This window comes from Mesorhizobium sp. M0317 (assembly GCF_040321555.1).
Lineage (GTDB): Bacteria > Pseudomonadota > Alphaproteobacteria > Rhizobiales > Rhizobiaceae > Mesorhizobium.
This window is the reverse complement of sequence record NZ_JAMYRV010000037.1, coordinates 40,913-55,969: the sequence shown is the minus strand read 5'-3', so window position 1 is coordinate 55,969 and position 15,057 is coordinate 40,913. Positions and strand designations below refer to the sequence as shown.

The following is a 15,057-nucleotide window of genomic DNA, read 5'->3' as shown; positions in this document are numbered from 1 at the left end:
TCAGCCGGCCCCAATGGTCAGGTCAGTGGCGTCCAGCTGCCGTCGGCGTTGCGGCATGCGGTGCCACGCGCGGTCTGGCCGGCCGTGCCGGCAAACACCGTATGGGTGTACTGGCGGCAATCCTGCGAGCCGACGCGATAGGGCTGGGCCGCGACGACTTCGCCGGAATGAGCCGAACTGTCGCCCTTCCAGGTCACCTTCTGGCCGCTCGCGGTATATTCGAGCGCCTTGTACTCCGCCTCGAGCGCCTTGCGCTTCTCGGTGCTGGTCAGGCCGCTGCCGATCGACCCGCCGACGAGCCCGCCAGCCATGGCCGAGATGATCGTCGTCGCGACCTTGGCACCCGAGGGAGGTGACGCGGGCGGATTGGTGATGGAGATATCCGGGCCACTGCCCTTGCCCAGCGTTCCGCAGCCGGAAAGAGCGAGCAGTGCGGAAACGAGCGCAACGCGAATCTTCATGCCAACAACCGGTTTTCTTGAACGGGATGCGCTGGGGGCCGCGTCATCGGGGGCGTCAGGACGTCATACTATTGACATTTGTCGGAAATTTGGCCGTTTTTAACGGCTTTTGTGCAATCGAGGGGCCGCCATAACACAGGCATTCGGCCGTGTCGATTGGCCCTGGGCAGTACATCATTGCAAGCTCCGCAAGCGCACAACCGCCTTCAGCCCGCCCATCGTGGAGCGTTCCAGCGCCAGCGCCCCGCCATACTCGTTGACGAGGTCGGCAATGATGGCAAGTCCGAGCCCGGTTCCCGGCTTTGTCTCGTCGAGGCGCCGGCCGCGTTTCAAGACATCGCGGGCCTTGTCCTCGGGGATGCCGGGACCGTCATCCTCGATCGATAGCTCGAACAGGCCGGCTGCGGCCGGCGTGACGGATACGGCAACAGTGCTCTTCGCCCATTTCATCGCATTGTCGAGAAGGTTGCCGAGCAGTTCCTCCAAATCCTCGCGCTCGCCAGCAAAGACGATGTCGGCCGCCGGCAGCGTAAGCGACAGGCTGACATCAGGCTTGAGTTTTTGCAGCACGCGCACCATGCGCTGCACCAGCGGGGTCACCGGCGTGCGGTAGACGACGCTGTCGCGCTGCGCGGCGACCCGAGCCCGCTGCAGGTAGTGGTCGACCTGTTTCTGCATCGACGCCGCCTGCTCGGCAATGAGCTGGCCCTTGGCGCCGCCGAGAGCCCGGCCCTCATTGATCAGCACGGCGAGCGGCGTCTTCAGCGAATGGGCAAGGTTGCCGACCTGCGTACGCGAGCGCTCGACGATGCGCTTGTTGTTTTCGATCAGCGCATTGGTCTCGTTGGCGAGCGGCTCGATCTCGGCGGGAAACTGGCCATCGAGCCGCTGCGCCGTGCCTTCGCGGACTTGGGCAAGTGCGTTGCGAACCCGGCGCAAGGGCTGCAGGCCGAGCAGGATGGCGATCGCATTGATGGCGATCATGCCGACGCCGAACAGGCTGAGATAGGTCAGCAATCGGCCCTGGAAGGTGGCGATCTCCTGTTCGAGCTCGGTCTTGTTGCCCATCACGCGGAAGCGCGCGGCGCGGTTCTTGGCGTCGAGGACGAATTCGCTCTCGAACACTTCGAGCTGCTCGTCGCCGATGCCGTCAGTGGAGTAGCTGCGCTGGAAGCTCGAATTGAATGGCACCTCGGCGACGGTCGGCGACGGGATCGTCGTGGTCATCGAGGACGAATGAAGGTCGCCGTGCACACCTTCGGAAGCCGGCTCCACCGACCAGTACCAGCCCGAATTCGGCTCCGAGAAGCGGAGGTCGCCGAGGTCGGGAGCGCCGGTGAGCTGGCCGGATTCGGAAACGCCTACCGAGCCGATCAGATTGAACAGATGCGCCGACAGCAGGCTGTCGAAGCCGCGCTCGCTGGCCTGGCGGTAGAGCGTGGTGATCAGAGTGAAGATGACGATCAGGGTGAGGATCGCCCAGATCGTGGAAAAGCCGATGACGCGGAAGGCCAGCGAGCGTGGCCAGAGCCGCGCCGAAAAAGGCTTCCTTGCTGGTGTGGGGAGCGGTTCCGCCTTACGCCTCCGGGTCACGCATGCGATAGCCCATGCCGCGCACGGTTTCGATCATGTCGATGCCCATCTTCTTGCGCAGCCGGCCGACAAAGACCTCGATGGTGTTGGAATCGCGGTCGAAATCCTGGTCGTAGAGATGCTCGACCAGCTCGGTGCGCGACACCACCTCGCCCATATGGTGCATCAGATACGCCAGCAGGCGGAACTCATGCGAGGTCAGCTTCAGCGGCACGCCGTTGACATCGGCCTTGGAGGCCTTGGTGTCGAGGCGCAGCGGCCCGCAAGTGAGCTCGGACGAGGCATGGCCGGCGGCGCGGCGGATCAGCGCCCTCACCCTGGCCAGCACCTCCTCGATGTGGAACGGCTTGGTGACATAGTCGTCGGCGCCGGCATCGATGCCCGACACCTTGTCGCTCCAGCGGTCGCGCGCTGTCAGGATCAGCACCGGCATCTTGCGGCCGTTGCGGCGCCAGCGCTCGACGACGCTGATGCCGTCCATCTGCGGCAGGCCTATGTCGAGCACGACGGCATCATAGGGCTCGGTGTCGCCGAGGAAATGCCCCTCCTCGCCGTCATAGGAGCGGTCGACGACATAGCCGGCATCGACCAGCGCGTCGGCCAGTTGCCGGTTGAGATCCTTGTCATCTTCGACGACGAGTACGCGCATGATCGGTCAGGCCTGTTGATGGGTCAGCTATAGGCCGATTCCGGTGGTCTGGGAAACGACCCTGCAAGGGGGAAGATTGGATCAGTTCGCCGGGACGACGATCTCGGAGCGGCGCGGACGCTGGCCGTCCTTGCCCGGCACAAGCACGACGATGACGCAGACCTCCTGGCCGCCACGCGTCGTCTGCGAAGCCTTGGCCAGCGTGCCGCCATTCTGCTCGGCAACCTGCTGGCCGATCGCGTAGCAATCCGCCGCGGCTGCCGGCGTCGCTTGCGACGCCAACAGGCCGGCCGCTGTGAGCGCCAGTATCGCGGTTCTGACATGAGAGCCAAGCGTTTTCATGGTCGGCGTTGTAACGCAACTGTGCTGAACGTGAAATGAACGGTGAACGGGTGAAAATCCATCCCCGCAATACCCCCTGCGCGCGAAACGAATGAATACAATCCTACCGCCCAGTCCCTCAGACCGGGCAATGGATTCATAACCGGAAAACCGGCTGCGCGGCTATGGTTTTTGCGCGCAGGTTCTCAATTCGCAGCCAGATTGGGAACAGGTCAAGGCGAGACCATTCTGAAGGGCCGCCCTAAATAGCGCGGGAAAACGTCAAATCATCGGAGTGCGCCATGACGGATAAACACCTTGCCGACCTTTACCGGGGCTATATCGCTTGCCTGAATGCCCAGGACTGGGCGAAACTTGGAGACTTTGTCGGCGACGAGGTGCAGCACAATGGCGAAATGCTGGGCCTGTCGGGTTATCGCCGTATGCTCGAAGGCGATTTCGAGGCGATTCCCGACCTCCGCTTCAACATCGAACTGCTGGTCTGCCAGCCGCCGCGCGTGGCGGCGCGCCTGCATTTCGACTGTCATCCCAAGGGCGTGCTGTTCGGCCTGCCGGTGAACGGCAAGCGCGTGTCGTTCGCTGAGAATGTTTTCTACGAATTCGGAGGGGGTCGCATCCGCGAGGTGTGGTCAGTCATCGACAAGGCCGAGATCCAGGCGCAGATCTAGGTTGCTTCAATCACTTTGTTCGGTGAGAGCGCGTATCCGCAGCACCCCGTGGTAGAGCGCCAGGTCCTCGTCGTAGCGGGCCTCGGCGAACTCCAGCGACAGGCGGGTCTGGTCGCGCGAGCCGGTGGCGAAAGCGGCGCCGTCAAGGCGCGCCCGGATGCTGTCCATGATCAGACGCGTCTCGGCCTCGCCTTGCGCCTTCGACCAGACATGCAGCGTGATGAGCTGGTCGTCATCATTGTCGGCGCCGGTGTCCAGATCGAATGCGCTGGTCCTGCCATAGGTCACATAAGGGAAGGCGGCACTGTCGGCCGCCTGCTCGCGCAACCCGGCGCCGCCGAGCAGCGCCGTCAGCGAGGCGTCGCTCTTCAATCTGATGAACAAGGCTTGCAGCAAATCGCCGGGCGCCGTCATCGTCGTCTCCGTTCGCCTGTCACGCTTTGAACAACCTCAGTTTCGCGCGCAACCTAACCGCGTTGCACGGATTTCGCCAGATGACGATCCGCCTGATGGAAGGCGGCGAATCGGGCGGCATGGCCCTTTCACGGACTGGGTTCTATTTGGCATGCGGGGAGTTTCAAGAAGGGTGTTATGAGGAGCCCTGTTTTCTCCGGCAATTCGAGGTCATTTCATGCGAACGCCACCGCTGCTGCCGGCTTTTGGAAAGCTCGGCGTCAAGCCCCCGGTCGCGATTGCGGCAGCACCCGCCCTGTCGAAGAGCACCGTGGCCCTGCGCATGCGCGAGATACTTTCAATGCATGGCGGCCTGGCCTTGAAGCTGTCGGTGGTGGCCTGGACAATCCTGATCCTGGCGGCGGCATTTTTCATGTCAAAGGCCTGATGCCGATATGGCAAACCGCTACGCGTTGCGCATGGACGAGCCCGAGAGCTGGACTATCTTCGACATCTTCACCGGCCAGCCTGTCGAGCTTAAGCAACAGGTGATGGTGGCCATGAATTTGCGCGATGCGGAAGCGATGGCCGACCGCCTGAACAGCCGGGACGTCAAGCGGCGGGCGAAAGCCGACCGCAAGTCCTGACGCACGCTGATCTCAGCCGCTCTGATGCAAGACGAACGCGCGCTAGCCGAAATCCGCGGCTGTGAGCACATAAATGCTCTTGCGGGTGCGGGCGTAGGCCTTGCTGGCAATGTCATGGATGGAGCTGGACGCGGTATCGAAGGCCGCCAGATAGGTGGCTTCCGCGGTCGCCGTCCCTGATGGCGCCTTCGAGAGGGCATCGGCGGCGACCGAGAAGGAAATCTGGAACATGCCGTCATGGCCGACAAAGCGGACGCGCTTGCCGGCCTCGTCATAGAAGCGGCTTGGATTGGGGAATGTCAGGCTCATGACGTGCCCCCCTTCGGCGCGGCGGCGGCTTTCTTGACTGTCGCCCGCTTCTTCTTCGGTGTCGGGTTCAAGGCTTCCGCGACGCGGTCGGCCTCTTCCTTGGCCAGGCGCAATTCCCTGAGCCTTGCCGTCTTGATCTCCCTGGCCCTCGCTTCGGACATGTAGTCGGAGGTTGCCTTGTTGCGCTCGGCCGTCTTCTTCTGCTTGTCCATGAAGCGCGCTTCAGCTTTTTCCATGATGCTCTGATTGCCTTCGGCCATCGCCTAAATCTCCTTCGTTCCTGAAATTGTGAAATCGAACTTACGATATAAATAGTCACTTTTGCCTCGAAATTCAATTTTTTGAAATATCTAGGCGCCTCGCGACGTTTCGAACCCGGCAGACATCATAATACTTTTTAATATTTAATTCTGGCCACGAATAATTTTTGGCACTCCTATCTATCGAGTGCCAACACGCCTATAAGAACGGCGCGGTCGCCTATGCCGGCCCCAGAAAGAAGTTCTCATGAAGTTTCGGCCACTCCACGACCGCGTCGTCATCCGGCGCGCCGAAGGCGATACCAAATCCAAGGGCGGCATCATCATTCCCGACAATGCCAAGGAAAAGCCGCAGGAAGGCGAAGTCATCGCCGTTGGGCCGGGCGCACGCGACGAAAACGGCGCGCTTGTTCCGCTCGACGTCAAGGCCGGCGACTTCATCCTGTTCGGCAAATGGTCGGGCACCGAGGTCAAGATCGACGGCGAGGACCTGCTGATCATGAAGGAAGCCGACATTATGGGCGTGATCGACAAGAGCGAGACGGCCAATATCGGAAAGAGCGGGACGGTCGTCACCGAGAAGAGCGTCAAAGCCAAGAAGGCCGCTTGACCGGTCTGGCTTTGCCAGGCTCCGGCGAGCCGCTTGCTTCACCACACCAACGGGATTGAAAAAAATGTCTGCCAAGGAAATCAAATTCGCCACTGACGCGCGCGACCGCATGCTGCGCGGCGTCGAGATCCTCACCAATGCGGTGAAGGTCACGCTCGGCCCCAAGGGTCGCAACGTCATCATCGACAAGGCCTATGGCGCGCCGCGCATCACCAAGGACGGTGTGACGGTGGCCAAGGAAATCGAGCTTGCCGACAAGTTCGAGAACATGGGCGCGCAGATGGTGCGCGAAGTGGCTTCGAAGACCAACGACCTCGCCGGTGACGGCACCACCACCGCCACGGTGCTGGCCGCATCGATCCTGCGCGAAGGCGCCAAGCTGGTTGCCGCGGGCATGAACCCCATGGACCTCAAGCGTGGCATCGACCAGGCTGTCGCCGCCGTGGTCAAGGACATCAAGGCGAAGGCCAAGAAGGTCAAGTCGTCGGCCGAGATCGCGCAGGTCGGCACCATCGCCGCCAATGGCGATGCCAGCGTCGGTGCCATGATCGCCAAGGCGATGGACAAGGTCGGCAATGACGGCGTCATCACCGTCGAGGAGGCCAAGACCGCCGACACCGAACTCGACGTCGTCGAAGGCATGCAGTTCGACCGCGGCTATCTCTCACCCTATTTCGTCACCAATGCCGACAAGATGCGCGTCGAACTGGAAGAGCCTTACGTGCTCATCCACGAAAAGAAGCTCGGCAATCTGCAGGCGATGCTGCCGATCCTCGAAGCAGTGGTGCAGAGCGGCAGGCCGCTGCTGATCATCTCGGAAGACGTCGAAGGCGAAGCACTGGCGACGCTGGTCGTCAACAAGCTGCGCGGCGGCCTCAAGGTCGCGGCCGTCAAGGCGCCGGGCTTCGGCGATCGCCGCAAGGCGATGCTGGAAGACATCGCCGTGCTGACATCGGGCCAGATGATTTCCGAGGATCTCGGCATCAAGCTCGAAAACGTCACCATCGAGATGCTTGGCCGCGCTAAGCGCGTACTGATCGAGAAGGACACCACCACGATCATCGACGGCGCCGGCACCAAGGCGACCATCCAGGCGCGCATCGCGCAGATCAAGGGCCAGATCGAGGAGACCACGTCCGACTACGACAAGGAGAAGCTGCAGGAGCGGCTGGCCAAGCTCGCCGGCGGCGTTGCCGTCATCCGCGTCGGCGGCGTCACCGAGTCTGAAGTGAAGGAAAAGAAGGACCGCATCGACGACGCGCTGAATGCGACGCGCGCGGCGGTGGAAGAAGGCATCGTGCCCGGCGGCGGCGTGGCGCTTCTGCGCGCCAGATCGGCGCTGGCCGGGCTGACTGGCGCCAATGACGATGTGACGGCAGGCATTTCGATCGTGCTCAGGGCACTCGAAGCGCCGATCCGCCAGATCGCCGAGAATTCCGGCGTCGAAGGCTCGATCGTCGTCGGCAAGCTGTCCGACAGCAAGGACCAGAATCAGGGCTTTGATGCCCAGAACGAGGTCTATGTCGACATGATCAAGGCCGGCATCGTCGACCCGGCGAAAGTGGTGCGCACCGCGTTGCAGGACGCCGGCTCGATCGCCGCCCTTCTGATCACCGCCGAAGCGATGATCACAGACATCCCGGCCAAGGATGCGGCGCCTGCGGGCGGCGGTGGCGGGATGGGCGGCTACTGACCATCGCCCGAAAATTGCCCGCCTGGGAATCTGGGCGGGCATAAATCAGAACAGGCTGCCGGGGACATTTCCCCGGCGAGCCAGGAATTTCCGTCAGTCAGTCAAGACCAGTCATCAACGACAGGGAGATCGACAGATGATCACATTCGCCCCGAAGCCAAACGCTGTATCCGCGACCAAGCCGGCGGAGGAGAGCCGCTTCGATCGCATCCGCCGGATTGCCGCCGACAAGCACAGGCAGGCCGATGCCGGGCCGATTCGCCGCGAGCCGTCGAAGACCGGCGACAAGCGGCCGACGTGACGGCTGCCAACCTCACGACACCGGCAACGCTCCGCCCTCTTCGGTGCGGCGGGCAATGAACTCGTCGAGCACATCGGATGTGGCAACGGCCGACGCCGGCGGCTGGAAGTCGGCCAGCGTCCGCTTCCAGATGCCGGTGGCGCGCTCGGTGGCCGACTTCGAACCGGACTGCGTCCAGCTGCCGAAATTCGACCAGTCGGCGACCAGCGGCTCGTAGAAAGCGGTGCGGTAGCGCGTCATGGTGTGGCCGGCGGAGAAGAAATGCCCGCCCGGCTGAACTTCGGCGATCGCCTCGAAGCCGATCGAATCCTCGTCGCCGGGGGTCGTAGCGCAGAGTTCGGCAACCGTCTGCAATGCCTCGATATCGGTGATCAGCTTCTCGTAGGAGACGCTGAGGCCACCCTCCAGCCAGCCCGCGGCATGGATGCAGACGGTGGCGCCGGCAAGCACCGAGCCCCACAGCGCGAACTGCGTCTCGTGCGCCGCCTGCACATCGGAAATGTTGGCCGCACTGCCGCCGCCGGACCGCCAAGGCAGGCCGGTGAAGCGCGCCAGCTGGCCGGCGCCCAGCGTCGCCTTGACGTGCTCGGGCGTGCCGAAGGCCGGTGCGCCGGACTTCATGTCCACATTGGAGGAGAAGGATCCGTAAACCACCGGTGCGCCCGGCCGCACCATCTGCGCCAGCGCGAGACCAGCCAGCGCCTCGGCATGCTGCAGCGTCAATGCGCCGGCGACGGTGATCGGCGCCATGGCGCCGGCCAGGCAGAAGGGCGTGATGATGGACACCTGGCTGGCCTTGGCGAAGTCGATGATGCCTTGCGCCATCGGAATATCGAGCTGGCGCGGCGAATTGGTGTTAATGACGGTATAGCAATGGACGCCGGCCAGGAACTCGTCCTGCGAGAGGCCGCGCGCCAACCGGATCATCTCGAACCCGTCCTCGACCTGCGGCGTGCCTCGGGCGAAGACGAAGGGAAACTTGTCCGACAGGGTCAGCTGCGCACGGTTGACGGCATAGTGGCGCAAACGGTTGTCGACATCCTGAGGCTCGATCCAGGGGCCGAGCATATGCAGCACGTCGAAATTCTGAACAAGCTTGGTCAGTTCTTCGAAAGCGGCGAGCGTGCCCGGACGCCGTCCGCGTTCGAGATCGGTGACGTTGGGCGCCCCGGCCCCGGCGAGGAACGTCATCGAGCCGAGTTCGAGCGTGAGGTCGCGGCTGCGATTGCCGGCCAGCGCCCGGATGGATTTTGGCGCCGAGGCCAGTGCGGCGGTGACGATATCGCGGCCGATGCGCACCATCTGGCTGTCCTCGTCGACCATCGCGCCGGAGCGGGCGAAGATGGTGCGCGCCTCCGGCAGCAGCACCTTGATGCCGAGCTCTTCCAGCACGCGCAACGCCGTGTCGTGGATGGCCGCGACCCGGTCGTCCGAAAACACCGGCTGCGGCAGGAACGGGTTCTTGAGCGAGCGATAGTTCGGGTGGCGGCTTGACCCGCTGCCGGCCTCACCGGTGTGCCCGCGCCGGCGCTCGCGCCTGGTCTCCCTTATAATGTCATCGACCATGGCCAAAACTCCTCATTGCCGCATCGCCTGCCCTCGGGGTCGTATGGCGAGGCCGGAATAATTCGCGCCGGCCGCTCGACGCCGACAATGTGCACCCAAAGCGCGGTCCCCTCCCCGGCGAATTCGTCGCCCAGCAACGTCAGCGCGACGCTTTTGCCTATTGTGTAGCCATAGCCGGCTGAGGCGACGAAGCCGACGCGCCGGCCCTTGTGCCAGACTGGCTCGAAGCCACTGGCGTCGGCATCGACGGCGTCGACCTCCAGCGTCACGATCCGGGCGGCGCTCAACAAACCGTGCGGTGTGGCCTGGCTGCCCTTGTGAGCCGGGCTGAAATGGAAGAATAGTCTTCGCCGGGTATGCCCGCCCTGAAATTGCCCGCTTGCGGTTCTCAGGTGGGTTGGGTGAGTTTCGGGAATGGCCAGTCCTTTAGAACGACGTCCAAGACGAAGAGGTCCGATCGCCGCCGCATTGCTGGCGGTGGACGCGTGGATCGATTCCTCGCTCTACGAAATCGGCTTCAAGGCCGGCCAGTTCTGGGAATCGGCAACCATTTTTTCGCGGCGCTTCCGCGTCACCGGCTGGCGACGCGGCATCATCGAGGTGCTGAGCGAAGGTTTTACGATGGGCGCCGGTGGCGTCGTCGTGCTGCTCGCACTCGCGATGCCGGCCTTCCAGATCACCACCGGCGACTGGCGCAGTCAGGGCGATTTCGCCGTCACCTTCCTCGACCGCTACGGCAACGAGATTGGCCAGCGCGGCATCATCCAGCGCGATTCCGTGCCTGTCGACGAGATGCCGGACCATGTCATCAAAGCAGTGCTGGCGACCGAGGACCGGCGCTTCTTCGAGCACTACGGCATCGACGTGCTCGGCCTGTCGCGCGCCATCTTCGAGAATGTGCGGGCCAATTCCGTCGTCCAGGGCGGCTCCAGCATCACCCAGCAGCTGGCCAAGAACCTGTTCCTGTCGAATGAGCGGACCTTCCAGCGCAAGATCAAGGAAGCCTTCCTGTCGCTGTGGCTGGAGGCCAATCTGTCGAAGAAGGAGATCCTGCAGCTCTATCTCGACCGCGCCTATATGGGCGGCGGCACGTTCGGCATCGAGGCGGCGGCGGATTTCTATTTCGGCAAGAGCGTCAAGGATCTGAACCTCGCCGAGGCGGCGATGCTGGCCGGCCTGTTCAAGGCGCCGACCAAATACGCCCCGCACATCAACCTGCCCGCTGCCCGTGCTCGCGCCAATGTGGTGCTGTCGAACCTCGTCGATTCCGGTTTCATGACCGAAGGCCAGGTGCTGCAGGCAAGGCTGCATCCGGCCGAGATCGTCGACCGCGGCGAGCAGAAGAGCCCGGATTATTACCTCGACTGGGCCTTCGATGAGGTCAAGAAAATCGCCAAGCCCGGCCAGCATTCGCTGGTCGCCCACACCACTTTCGACGCCAACATCCAGAAAGCGGCGGAGGAATCCGTCGAATTCCATCTCCGCCAGTTCGGCAAGGAATACAACGTCACCGAGGGCGCCGTTGTGGTGATCGAGACCAATGGCGCGGTGCGCGCCATTGTCGGCGGCCGCGACTATGGCGCAAGCCAGTTCAACCGCGCCACCAAGGCGCTGCGCCAGACCGGCTCCTCGTTCAAACCTTACGTCTACGCCACCGCCATGGAGCACGGGTTCACCCCGGACTCCGTCGTCTCAGGCGGGCCGATCAGCTGGGGCGGCTGGTCACCGCACAATTACAATGGCGGCTCGGCCGGCAACGTGACGCTGATCACGGCGATCGCCAAATCGATCAACACCGTGCCGGTACGGCTGGCCAAGGACTATCTCGGCATCGGCCCGATCAAGGCGATGGCCGAATCATTCGGCGTGGAATCGCCGCTGGAGTCGCACAAGACCATGGTGCTCGGCACATCGGGCATGACGGTCATGGACCAGGCGACGGGCTACAGCGTGTTCGCGCAGAACGGCTTCGCCGGCTCGCGGCACGGCATCACCCAGCTCGTCACCCGCACCGGCGATGTCGTCTACGACTTTGCCAAGGATGCGCCGGCGCCGCATCGCGTTTTGTCGGAACAGGCTCTGAAATACATGAACACCATGCTGGCTGCGGTGCCGGCGATCGGCACCGCGCGGCGCGCGCAGCTGCCCAACATCGTCGTCGCCGGCAAGACGGGGACGACGCAATCCTATCGCGACGCCTGGTTCGTCGGCTTCACCGGCAATTACACGGCTGCCGTCTGGCTCGGCAATGACGACTTCACCCCGACCCGCAACATGACCGGAGGCACGCTGCCGGCGATGGTGTGGCAGCGGCTGATGGTCTACGCGCACCAGAATATCGACCTGAAGCCGATCCCCGGCCTCGACAAGCCCTTCGTCGACGAAGAGATCGCGGCCAAAGCCGAGGAAGCGGAGAAGAAAAATGCCGATCAGGCAGCCGCCGATGCCGCGGCCGAGCGCCCGGCGGTGCTGTCCAGCCGCACGACACAGACGCTGCGCGAGATGACCAAGGTGTTCCAGGCCGCGCCCGTGCTCGGCTCGCCGCAGACACCGGAGACCCTGTCGGCGCTTTGATTCCACAGCGCTGCTTGCTCTGTGGCCTGCCCCGCTATATCCCCGAACGATAATTCTCTCGTCCCGGTTCTTCATGCTCAAGACCGCCTTTTTCACGCTGCTTTCGCTTGCCATGGCCATCGGCCTCGGCGGCGGCAGCGTCTGGTATGCGCTGCGGGCGCAGAGCGGCGTCGGCGCGATCAGCATCGGCCAATGGACCGCCTTCCCCGAGATCGGCACGCAAGATGCCGACCCCTATTCGAAGGCGCGCGTGGCGCGCGAGGGCGTGCTGGCGCTCGGCAAGGCCGAGGGCTTGTCCTTCATCGCCGAACGCGATGCGGCCGGCGATGAGCTTCAGCGGCAATGCGACTACAGGATCGAGGGCAGTTTCCCCACCGCCCGGTTCTGGACGCTCTATGCCGCGGATCAATCGCTCGGCGTGGTCGACACCGGCAAGCAAAGGTTGGCGGCGCTGCAATCCTACCAGGTGCTGCGTCAGCCCGACAATTCGGTGATCATCGCCGTCGGCAACCGTCCGGCCCCCGGCAACTGGCTTCTGACCGAAGGTTTTGGCCGGATGTATTTCGTGCTCACCTTCTACGACACGCCGATTGCCTCAAGCACCGGCCTTTCCGACGTGTCGCTGCCCCGGATCGTCAAGGCTGGCTGCAATGCGTAGGCTGCTGCACGCCATCCTGCTCGGCCTGGTCGGCGCCGGCATCATCCACATCGTGGTGCTTTTGCTGGTGCCGGAATTTACCGAGCGCGATGCCTGGTCACGGCTGGCGATGGCGTCCGACCTCTACAAGATGACCAGGCTGGATGCCGAGGCGGGCGGCGCGCCGGTGGTGAAGTCGGTAGATCCGCTGTTTTACGCCGCCGCCTGCCGCTTCGACCTTGCCGAAGGCATGGTGCGGATCAAGGCGCCGGGCAGCGTGCCGTTCTGGTCGGTGTCGGTCTATGACCGCAACGGCCACAATTTCTATTCATTCAACGACCGCACGGCGACCGGCAACAAGCTGGACACCGTGGTGCTGACGCCGGCACAGATGATCGACGTGCGCAGGGAGCTTCCCGAAGACCTGCAAGGGGCGATCTTCGTCGAGGCGCCGATCGAGGAAGGCATCTTCGTCATCCGCGCCTTGGTGCCTGACGACAGCTGGAAGCCGGTTGTGTCGCAGTTCCTGGACCAGAGCTCCTGCGAACTGCAGGACTACTGACCTCACCCCGACGACCAGCAAATTCAGTGGTGCGGAACAGGCGTCCGTGGTGTGCCCGGCTGGTCCGCCGGTCGCGCCTGGCCCGCCAATGGCGGATGCTCGTAGCGGACGCCGGGGAAAATGATCACCGCCGCCGGCGTACCGGTGTCCTGAACTGCTCGATTGACTGGTGCCGATCGCGGCACGAAAGACAGTACCCTGCCCATGGTTCGCGTATTCCTCTCGGTTGCCCCGGAGCACAACGCAACGCCTCCAAATGTGATTAAGGCAGGCAGAGGGTTAACGGAGCGCTAACGGATCGCGGCTAATTTGATGTTTGTTCCAGGCCTAGCGCGAAACCGACACAGTTGCGGTTGAGCATGGTCCGGGTTGTGTCGAGTGTCGGGCGTATCTTCCGTGTCAGCTTCGGATTTCAGGCAAATCGCCATACGGACAGAATCGGGAAAAGCCGAAAGGCTGTTTCGCGCCGCCGTGTCGGCGTTCTGCTCGCTGACCCGCCCGTCGCGCCGCGAGATCGCCCAGCTCGAGGATCTGACGCTGCCGCTGTTCGACAGCGTGCCGGACGAATCGCGCCGCTATGTCGCCGCCGCCCTGTCCGAATGCGAATATGCGCCGGCCGCCCTGGTGCGGCGGCTTTGCGAGGAGCCGGTCGATGTCTGCGCGCCCTTGCTCGTCCGTTCGCGGGCGCTGGGCGACATCGACCTGATCGCGTTGATCGGCCGCCACGGCCTGCCGCATGCGCGCGCCATTGCCCGCCGCAAGGATTTGAACCCGACCATCGCGCAGTTGATCAAGGCGCTGGAAAAGCCGACCCTGGTGCGCGTGCGGCAGCCCGAGCCGATCGCCGACGTGGCGGGCGCCGACGCCGAAGCCGCTGCCGCCGCTCCCAGCGCACCAAAACTGCCCGGCAGCGCCGCCGAAACCGCCAGGCGCCGCCTGCGCTCGATGATGCTCGCCGAGGGCGAGGCGACATCGGTCAATCCCTTCGTCGGCTTAGCAACTTACAGCAAGCTGCGCGAGACGGCGCTGACCGGCAACGCCGCCTTCTTCCAGACCGCGCTTGCCGACGCGCTCGACATCGACTTCTCGACGGCGCGGTCGCTGACCGAGCATTCGAGCTATGTCTCGCTGCTCGCCGCGCTGCGGGCGCTCGACCTCAGTGAGGACAGGGCATTCCTGATCGTGGTCGCGGTTTACCCCCGGGAGTTTCCGCACCCGCAGGCGATCCGCATCTTCCTCGACCGCTACCGGCTGCTGCACCACGAGGCGGCGCTCGACAAGGTGCGCGGCTGGAAGGCCGAAACATTGTCGCGAGCGGTGCGCGGCAACACCCCTGTCGCCGCGAATGGCGACCAAGCGCCGGACGTCGACAAAGCCAGCTTAGGGGCCAGCCTCAAGGCGTCTTGACGGAGAGAAGCTCCTCGACGGAAACCGTTCCGGCCTCGATTTCGACCACCCAGATGTCGGGATCGAATTTTTTCTCCCGCTCAAGCCTGGCGTCAAGCGCGGCGGCATCGTCGCCGGCGCCGAGCAGCGTGAAAAAGCGATCATCCGGTTTGTCCGAATCGTAGCTCGTCTGCGGCGCCGGGCCGAACAGGGAGACGTCGCCCAGCCTGCCGCGGGAGAGCACGAAGACAGCGCCGGCCTCGGTCGCGCCGCGCTTGACGACGGCCGCAAAGCCGCCGGCGCCGAACACACGGCGCAGCAGGGCCGACACCCAAAACTCGGTGGTTACGCGCATGACGAGGCTCCGGAGGACATGCGCGGCGTCTTAGCCGGATTTTCGGCTATC

General features: G+C 63.9%; 20 protein-coding genes. 10 read left to right on the top strand and 10 right to left on the bottom strand.

The window, feature by feature from the left end; genetic code table 11:
* Positions 1-17: 17 nt before the first annotated feature.
* From NKI88_RS23075 to NKI88_RS23060, 4 genes are all read right to left on the bottom strand, one after another.
* Complete coding sequence (locus NKI88_RS23075; RefSeq protein ID WP_352657453.1) at positions 18-461, bottom strand: RT0821/Lpp0805 family surface protein; 444 nt, start codon at positions 459-461, stop codon at positions 18-20.
* A gap of 174 nt (positions 462-635) precedes the next feature.
* Positions 636-2,054: an ATP-binding protein gene (locus NKI88_RS23070; RefSeq protein WP_352657450.1), complete on the bottom strand. Its 1,419-nt coding sequence runs from the start codon at positions 2,052-2,054 to the stop codon at positions 636-638.
* On the bottom strand, positions 2,038-2,703 hold the full coding sequence (locus NKI88_RS23065; protein ID WP_352657447.1) for a response regulator transcription factor: 666 nt from the start codon (positions 2,701-2,703) through the stop codon (positions 2,038-2,040). The genes NKI88_RS23070 and NKI88_RS23065 overlap by 17 nt, the downstream gene beginning before the upstream one ends.
* Before the next feature lie 81 nt (positions 2,704-2,784).
* On the bottom strand, positions 2,785-3,045 hold the full coding sequence (locus NKI88_RS23060; RefSeq protein WP_352657444.1) for a hypothetical protein: 261 nt from the start codon (positions 3,043-3,045) through the stop codon (positions 2,785-2,787).
* A gap of 281 nt (positions 3,046-3,326) precedes the next feature.
* Here NKI88_RS23060 and NKI88_RS23055 point away from each other — a divergent pair, with 281 nt between their 5' ends.
* Positions 3,327-3,713, top strand: a complete 387-nt coding sequence (locus NKI88_RS23055) for an ester cyclase (RefSeq protein WP_352657441.1) — start codon at positions 3,327-3,329, stop codon at positions 3,711-3,713.
* A 6-nt stretch (positions 3,714-3,719) separates the two neighbouring features.
* Here NKI88_RS23055 and NKI88_RS23050 read toward each other — a convergent pair whose 3' ends face one another.
* On the bottom strand, positions 3,720-4,127 hold the full coding sequence (locus tag NKI88_RS23050; protein WP_352657438.1) for a DUF3168 domain-containing protein: 408 nt from the start codon (positions 4,125-4,127) through the stop codon (positions 3,720-3,722).
* Between the two features lie 217 nt (positions 4,128-4,344).
* Between NKI88_RS23050 and NKI88_RS23045 the strand changes: the two genes are divergently transcribed.
* Positions 4,345-4,554 (top strand): hypothetical protein, encoded by a 210-nt coding sequence (locus NKI88_RS23045; RefSeq protein WP_023702192.1) that lies wholly within the window; start codon positions 4,345-4,347, stop codon positions 4,552-4,554.
* A 7-nt stretch (positions 4,555-4,561) separates the two neighbouring features.
* Positions 4,562-4,753, top strand: coding sequence for a hypothetical protein (locus NKI88_RS23040; RefSeq protein ID WP_023670171.1), 192 nt, complete (start codon positions 4,562-4,564; stop codon positions 4,751-4,753).
* A 42-nt stretch (positions 4,754-4,795) separates the two neighbouring features.
* On the opposite strand, the gene NKI88_RS23035 is transcribed toward NKI88_RS23040, so the two are convergent.
* Both NKI88_RS23035 and NKI88_RS23030 read right to left on the bottom strand, forming a co-directional pair.
* Positions 4,796-5,062, bottom strand: a complete 267-nt coding sequence (locus NKI88_RS23035; RefSeq protein ID WP_023705437.1) for a DUF1488 family protein — start codon at positions 5,060-5,062, stop codon at positions 4,796-4,798.
* Complete coding sequence (locus NKI88_RS23030; protein WP_023670169.1) at positions 5,059-5,322, bottom strand: hypothetical protein; 264 nt, start codon at positions 5,320-5,322, stop codon at positions 5,059-5,061. The genes NKI88_RS23035 and NKI88_RS23030 overlap by 4 nt, the downstream gene beginning before the upstream one ends.
* Before the next feature lie 247 nt (positions 5,323-5,569).
* Here NKI88_RS23030 and NKI88_RS23025 point away from each other — a divergent pair, with 247 nt between their 5' ends.
* From NKI88_RS23025 to NKI88_RS23015, 3 genes are all read left to right on the top strand, one after another.
* On the top strand, positions 5,570-5,932 hold the full coding sequence (locus NKI88_RS23025; RefSeq protein ID WP_352657433.1) for a co-chaperone GroES: 363 nt from the start codon (positions 5,570-5,572) through the stop codon (positions 5,930-5,932).
* A 64-nt stretch (positions 5,933-5,996) separates the two neighbouring features.
* A complete protein-coding gene (gene groL, locus NKI88_RS23020) occupies positions 5,997-7,625 on the top strand; it encodes a chaperonin GroEL (RefSeq protein WP_023692807.1) in 1,629 nt (542 codons plus the stop codon).
* Positions 7,626-7,761: 136 nt separating this feature from the next.
* Complete coding sequence (locus NKI88_RS23015) at positions 7,762-7,926, top strand: hypothetical protein (RefSeq protein WP_023687237.1); 165 nt, start codon at positions 7,762-7,764, stop codon at positions 7,924-7,926.
* Between the two features lie 12 nt (positions 7,927-7,938).
* On the opposite strand, the gene NKI88_RS23010 is transcribed toward NKI88_RS23015, so the two are convergent.
* Positions 7,939-9,492, bottom strand: a complete 1,554-nt coding sequence (locus NKI88_RS23010) for a trimethylamine methyltransferase family protein (protein ID WP_352657429.1) — start codon at positions 9,490-9,492, stop codon at positions 7,939-7,941.
* Positions 9,474-9,779 (bottom strand): glycine cleavage T C-terminal barrel domain-containing protein, encoded by a 306-nt coding sequence (locus NKI88_RS23005; RefSeq protein WP_023727644.1) that lies wholly within the window; start codon positions 9,777-9,779, stop codon positions 9,474-9,476. Before NKI88_RS23005 ends, NKI88_RS23010 begins: the two co-directional genes overlap by 19 nt.
* Positions 9,780-9,906: 127 nt before the next feature.
* On the opposite strand from NKI88_RS23005, the gene NKI88_RS23000 reads away from it, so the two are divergent.
* From NKI88_RS23000 to NKI88_RS22985, 4 genes are all read left to right on the top strand, one after another.
* Positions 9,907-12,066, top strand: coding sequence for a transglycosylase domain-containing protein (locus tag NKI88_RS23000; RefSeq protein ID WP_023684539.1), 2,160 nt, complete (start codon positions 9,907-9,909; stop codon positions 12,064-12,066).
* Between the two features lie 73 nt (positions 12,067-12,139).
* Positions 12,140-12,724 carry a DUF1214 domain-containing protein gene (locus NKI88_RS22995; RefSeq protein WP_352657426.1) on the top strand — a complete coding sequence of 195 codons (585 nt, stop codon included), beginning with the start codon at positions 12,140-12,142 and terminating at the stop codon, positions 12,722-12,724.
* Positions 12,717-13,265: a DUF1254 domain-containing protein gene (locus NKI88_RS22990; RefSeq protein WP_352657423.1), complete on the top strand. Its 549-nt coding sequence runs from the start codon at positions 12,717-12,719 to the stop codon at positions 13,263-13,265. The genes NKI88_RS22995 and NKI88_RS22990 overlap by 8 nt, the downstream gene beginning before the upstream one ends.
* 396 nt (positions 13,266-13,661) lie before the next feature.
* Positions 13,662-14,672 carry a hypothetical protein gene (locus NKI88_RS22985; RefSeq protein WP_352514204.1) on the top strand — a complete coding sequence of 337 codons (1,011 nt, stop codon included), beginning with the start codon at positions 13,662-13,664 and terminating at the stop codon, positions 14,670-14,672.
* Here NKI88_RS22985 and NKI88_RS22980 read toward each other — a convergent pair.
* The gene (locus tag NKI88_RS22980) at positions 14,659-15,006 is read right to left on the bottom strand and encodes a DUF1491 family protein (RefSeq protein ID WP_023698568.1); all 348 of its coding nucleotides are present in this window, start codon (positions 15,004-15,006) and stop codon (positions 14,659-14,661) included. The two genes, NKI88_RS22985 and NKI88_RS22980, sit on opposite strands and share 14 nt — an antisense overlap.
* Between the last annotated feature and the right edge of the window lie 51 nt (positions 15,007-15,057).

What these genes read in the sequence shown, in the direction of transcription:
- NKI88_RS23075 (WP_352657453.1), bottom strand. Translation starts at nt 461, where the DNA reads ATGAAGATTCGCGTTGCGCTCGTTTCCGCACTGCTCGCTCTTTCCGGC.
- NKI88_RS23065 (WP_352657447.1), bottom strand. Translation starts at nt 2,703, where the DNA reads ATGCGCGTACTCGTCGTCGAAGATGACAAGGATCTCAACCGGCAACTG.
- NKI88_RS23060 (WP_352657444.1), bottom strand. Translation starts at nt 3,045, where the DNA reads ATGAAAACGCTTGGCTCTCATGTCAGAACCGCGATACTGGCGCTCACA.
- NKI88_RS23055 (WP_352657441.1), top strand. Translation starts at nt 3,327, where the DNA reads ATGACGGATAAACACCTTGCCGACCTTTACCGGGGCTATATCGCTTGC.
- NKI88_RS23050 (WP_352657438.1), bottom strand. Translation starts at nt 4,127, where the DNA reads ATGACGGCGCCCGGCGATTTGCTGCAAGCCTTGTTCATCAGATTGAAG.
- NKI88_RS23045 (WP_023702192.1), top strand. Translation starts at nt 4,345, where the DNA reads ATGCGAACGCCACCGCTGCTGCCGGCTTTTGGAAAGCTCGGCGTCAAG.
- NKI88_RS23040 (WP_023670171.1), top strand. Translation starts at nt 4,562, where the DNA reads ATGGCAAACCGCTACGCGTTGCGCATGGACGAGCCCGAGAGCTGGACT.
- NKI88_RS23035 (WP_023705437.1), bottom strand. Translation starts at nt 5,062, where the DNA reads ATGAGCCTGACATTCCCCAATCCAAGCCGCTTCTATGACGAGGCCGGC.
- NKI88_RS23030 (WP_023670169.1), bottom strand. Translation starts at nt 5,322, where the DNA reads ATGGCCGAAGGCAATCAGAGCATCATGGAAAAAGCTGAAGCGCGCTTC.
- NKI88_RS23025 (WP_352657433.1), top strand. Translation starts at nt 5,570, where the DNA reads ATGAAGTTTCGGCCACTCCACGACCGCGTCGTCATCCGGCGCGCCGAA.
- groL (WP_023692807.1), top strand. Translation starts at nt 5,997, where the DNA reads ATGTCTGCCAAGGAAATCAAATTCGCCACTGACGCGCGCGACCGCATG.
- NKI88_RS23015 (WP_023687237.1), top strand. Translation starts at nt 7,762, where the DNA reads ATGATCACATTCGCCCCGAAGCCAAACGCTGTATCCGCGACCAAGCCG.
- NKI88_RS23010 (WP_352657429.1), bottom strand. Translation starts at nt 9,492, where the DNA reads ATGGTCGATGACATTATAAGGGAGACCAGGCGCGAGCGCCGGCGCGGG.
- NKI88_RS23000 (WP_023684539.1), top strand. Translation starts at nt 9,907, where the DNA reads ATGGCCAGTCCTTTAGAACGACGTCCAAGACGAAGAGGTCCGATCGCC.
- NKI88_RS22995 (WP_352657426.1), top strand. Translation starts at nt 12,140, where the DNA reads ATGCTCAAGACCGCCTTTTTCACGCTGCTTTCGCTTGCCATGGCCATC.
- NKI88_RS22990 (WP_352657423.1), top strand. Translation starts at nt 12,717, where the DNA reads ATGCGTAGGCTGCTGCACGCCATCCTGCTCGGCCTGGTCGGCGCCGGC.
- NKI88_RS22980 (WP_023698568.1), bottom strand. Translation starts at nt 15,006, where the DNA reads ATGCGCGTAACCACCGAGTTTTGGGTGTCGGCCCTGCTGCGCCGTGTG.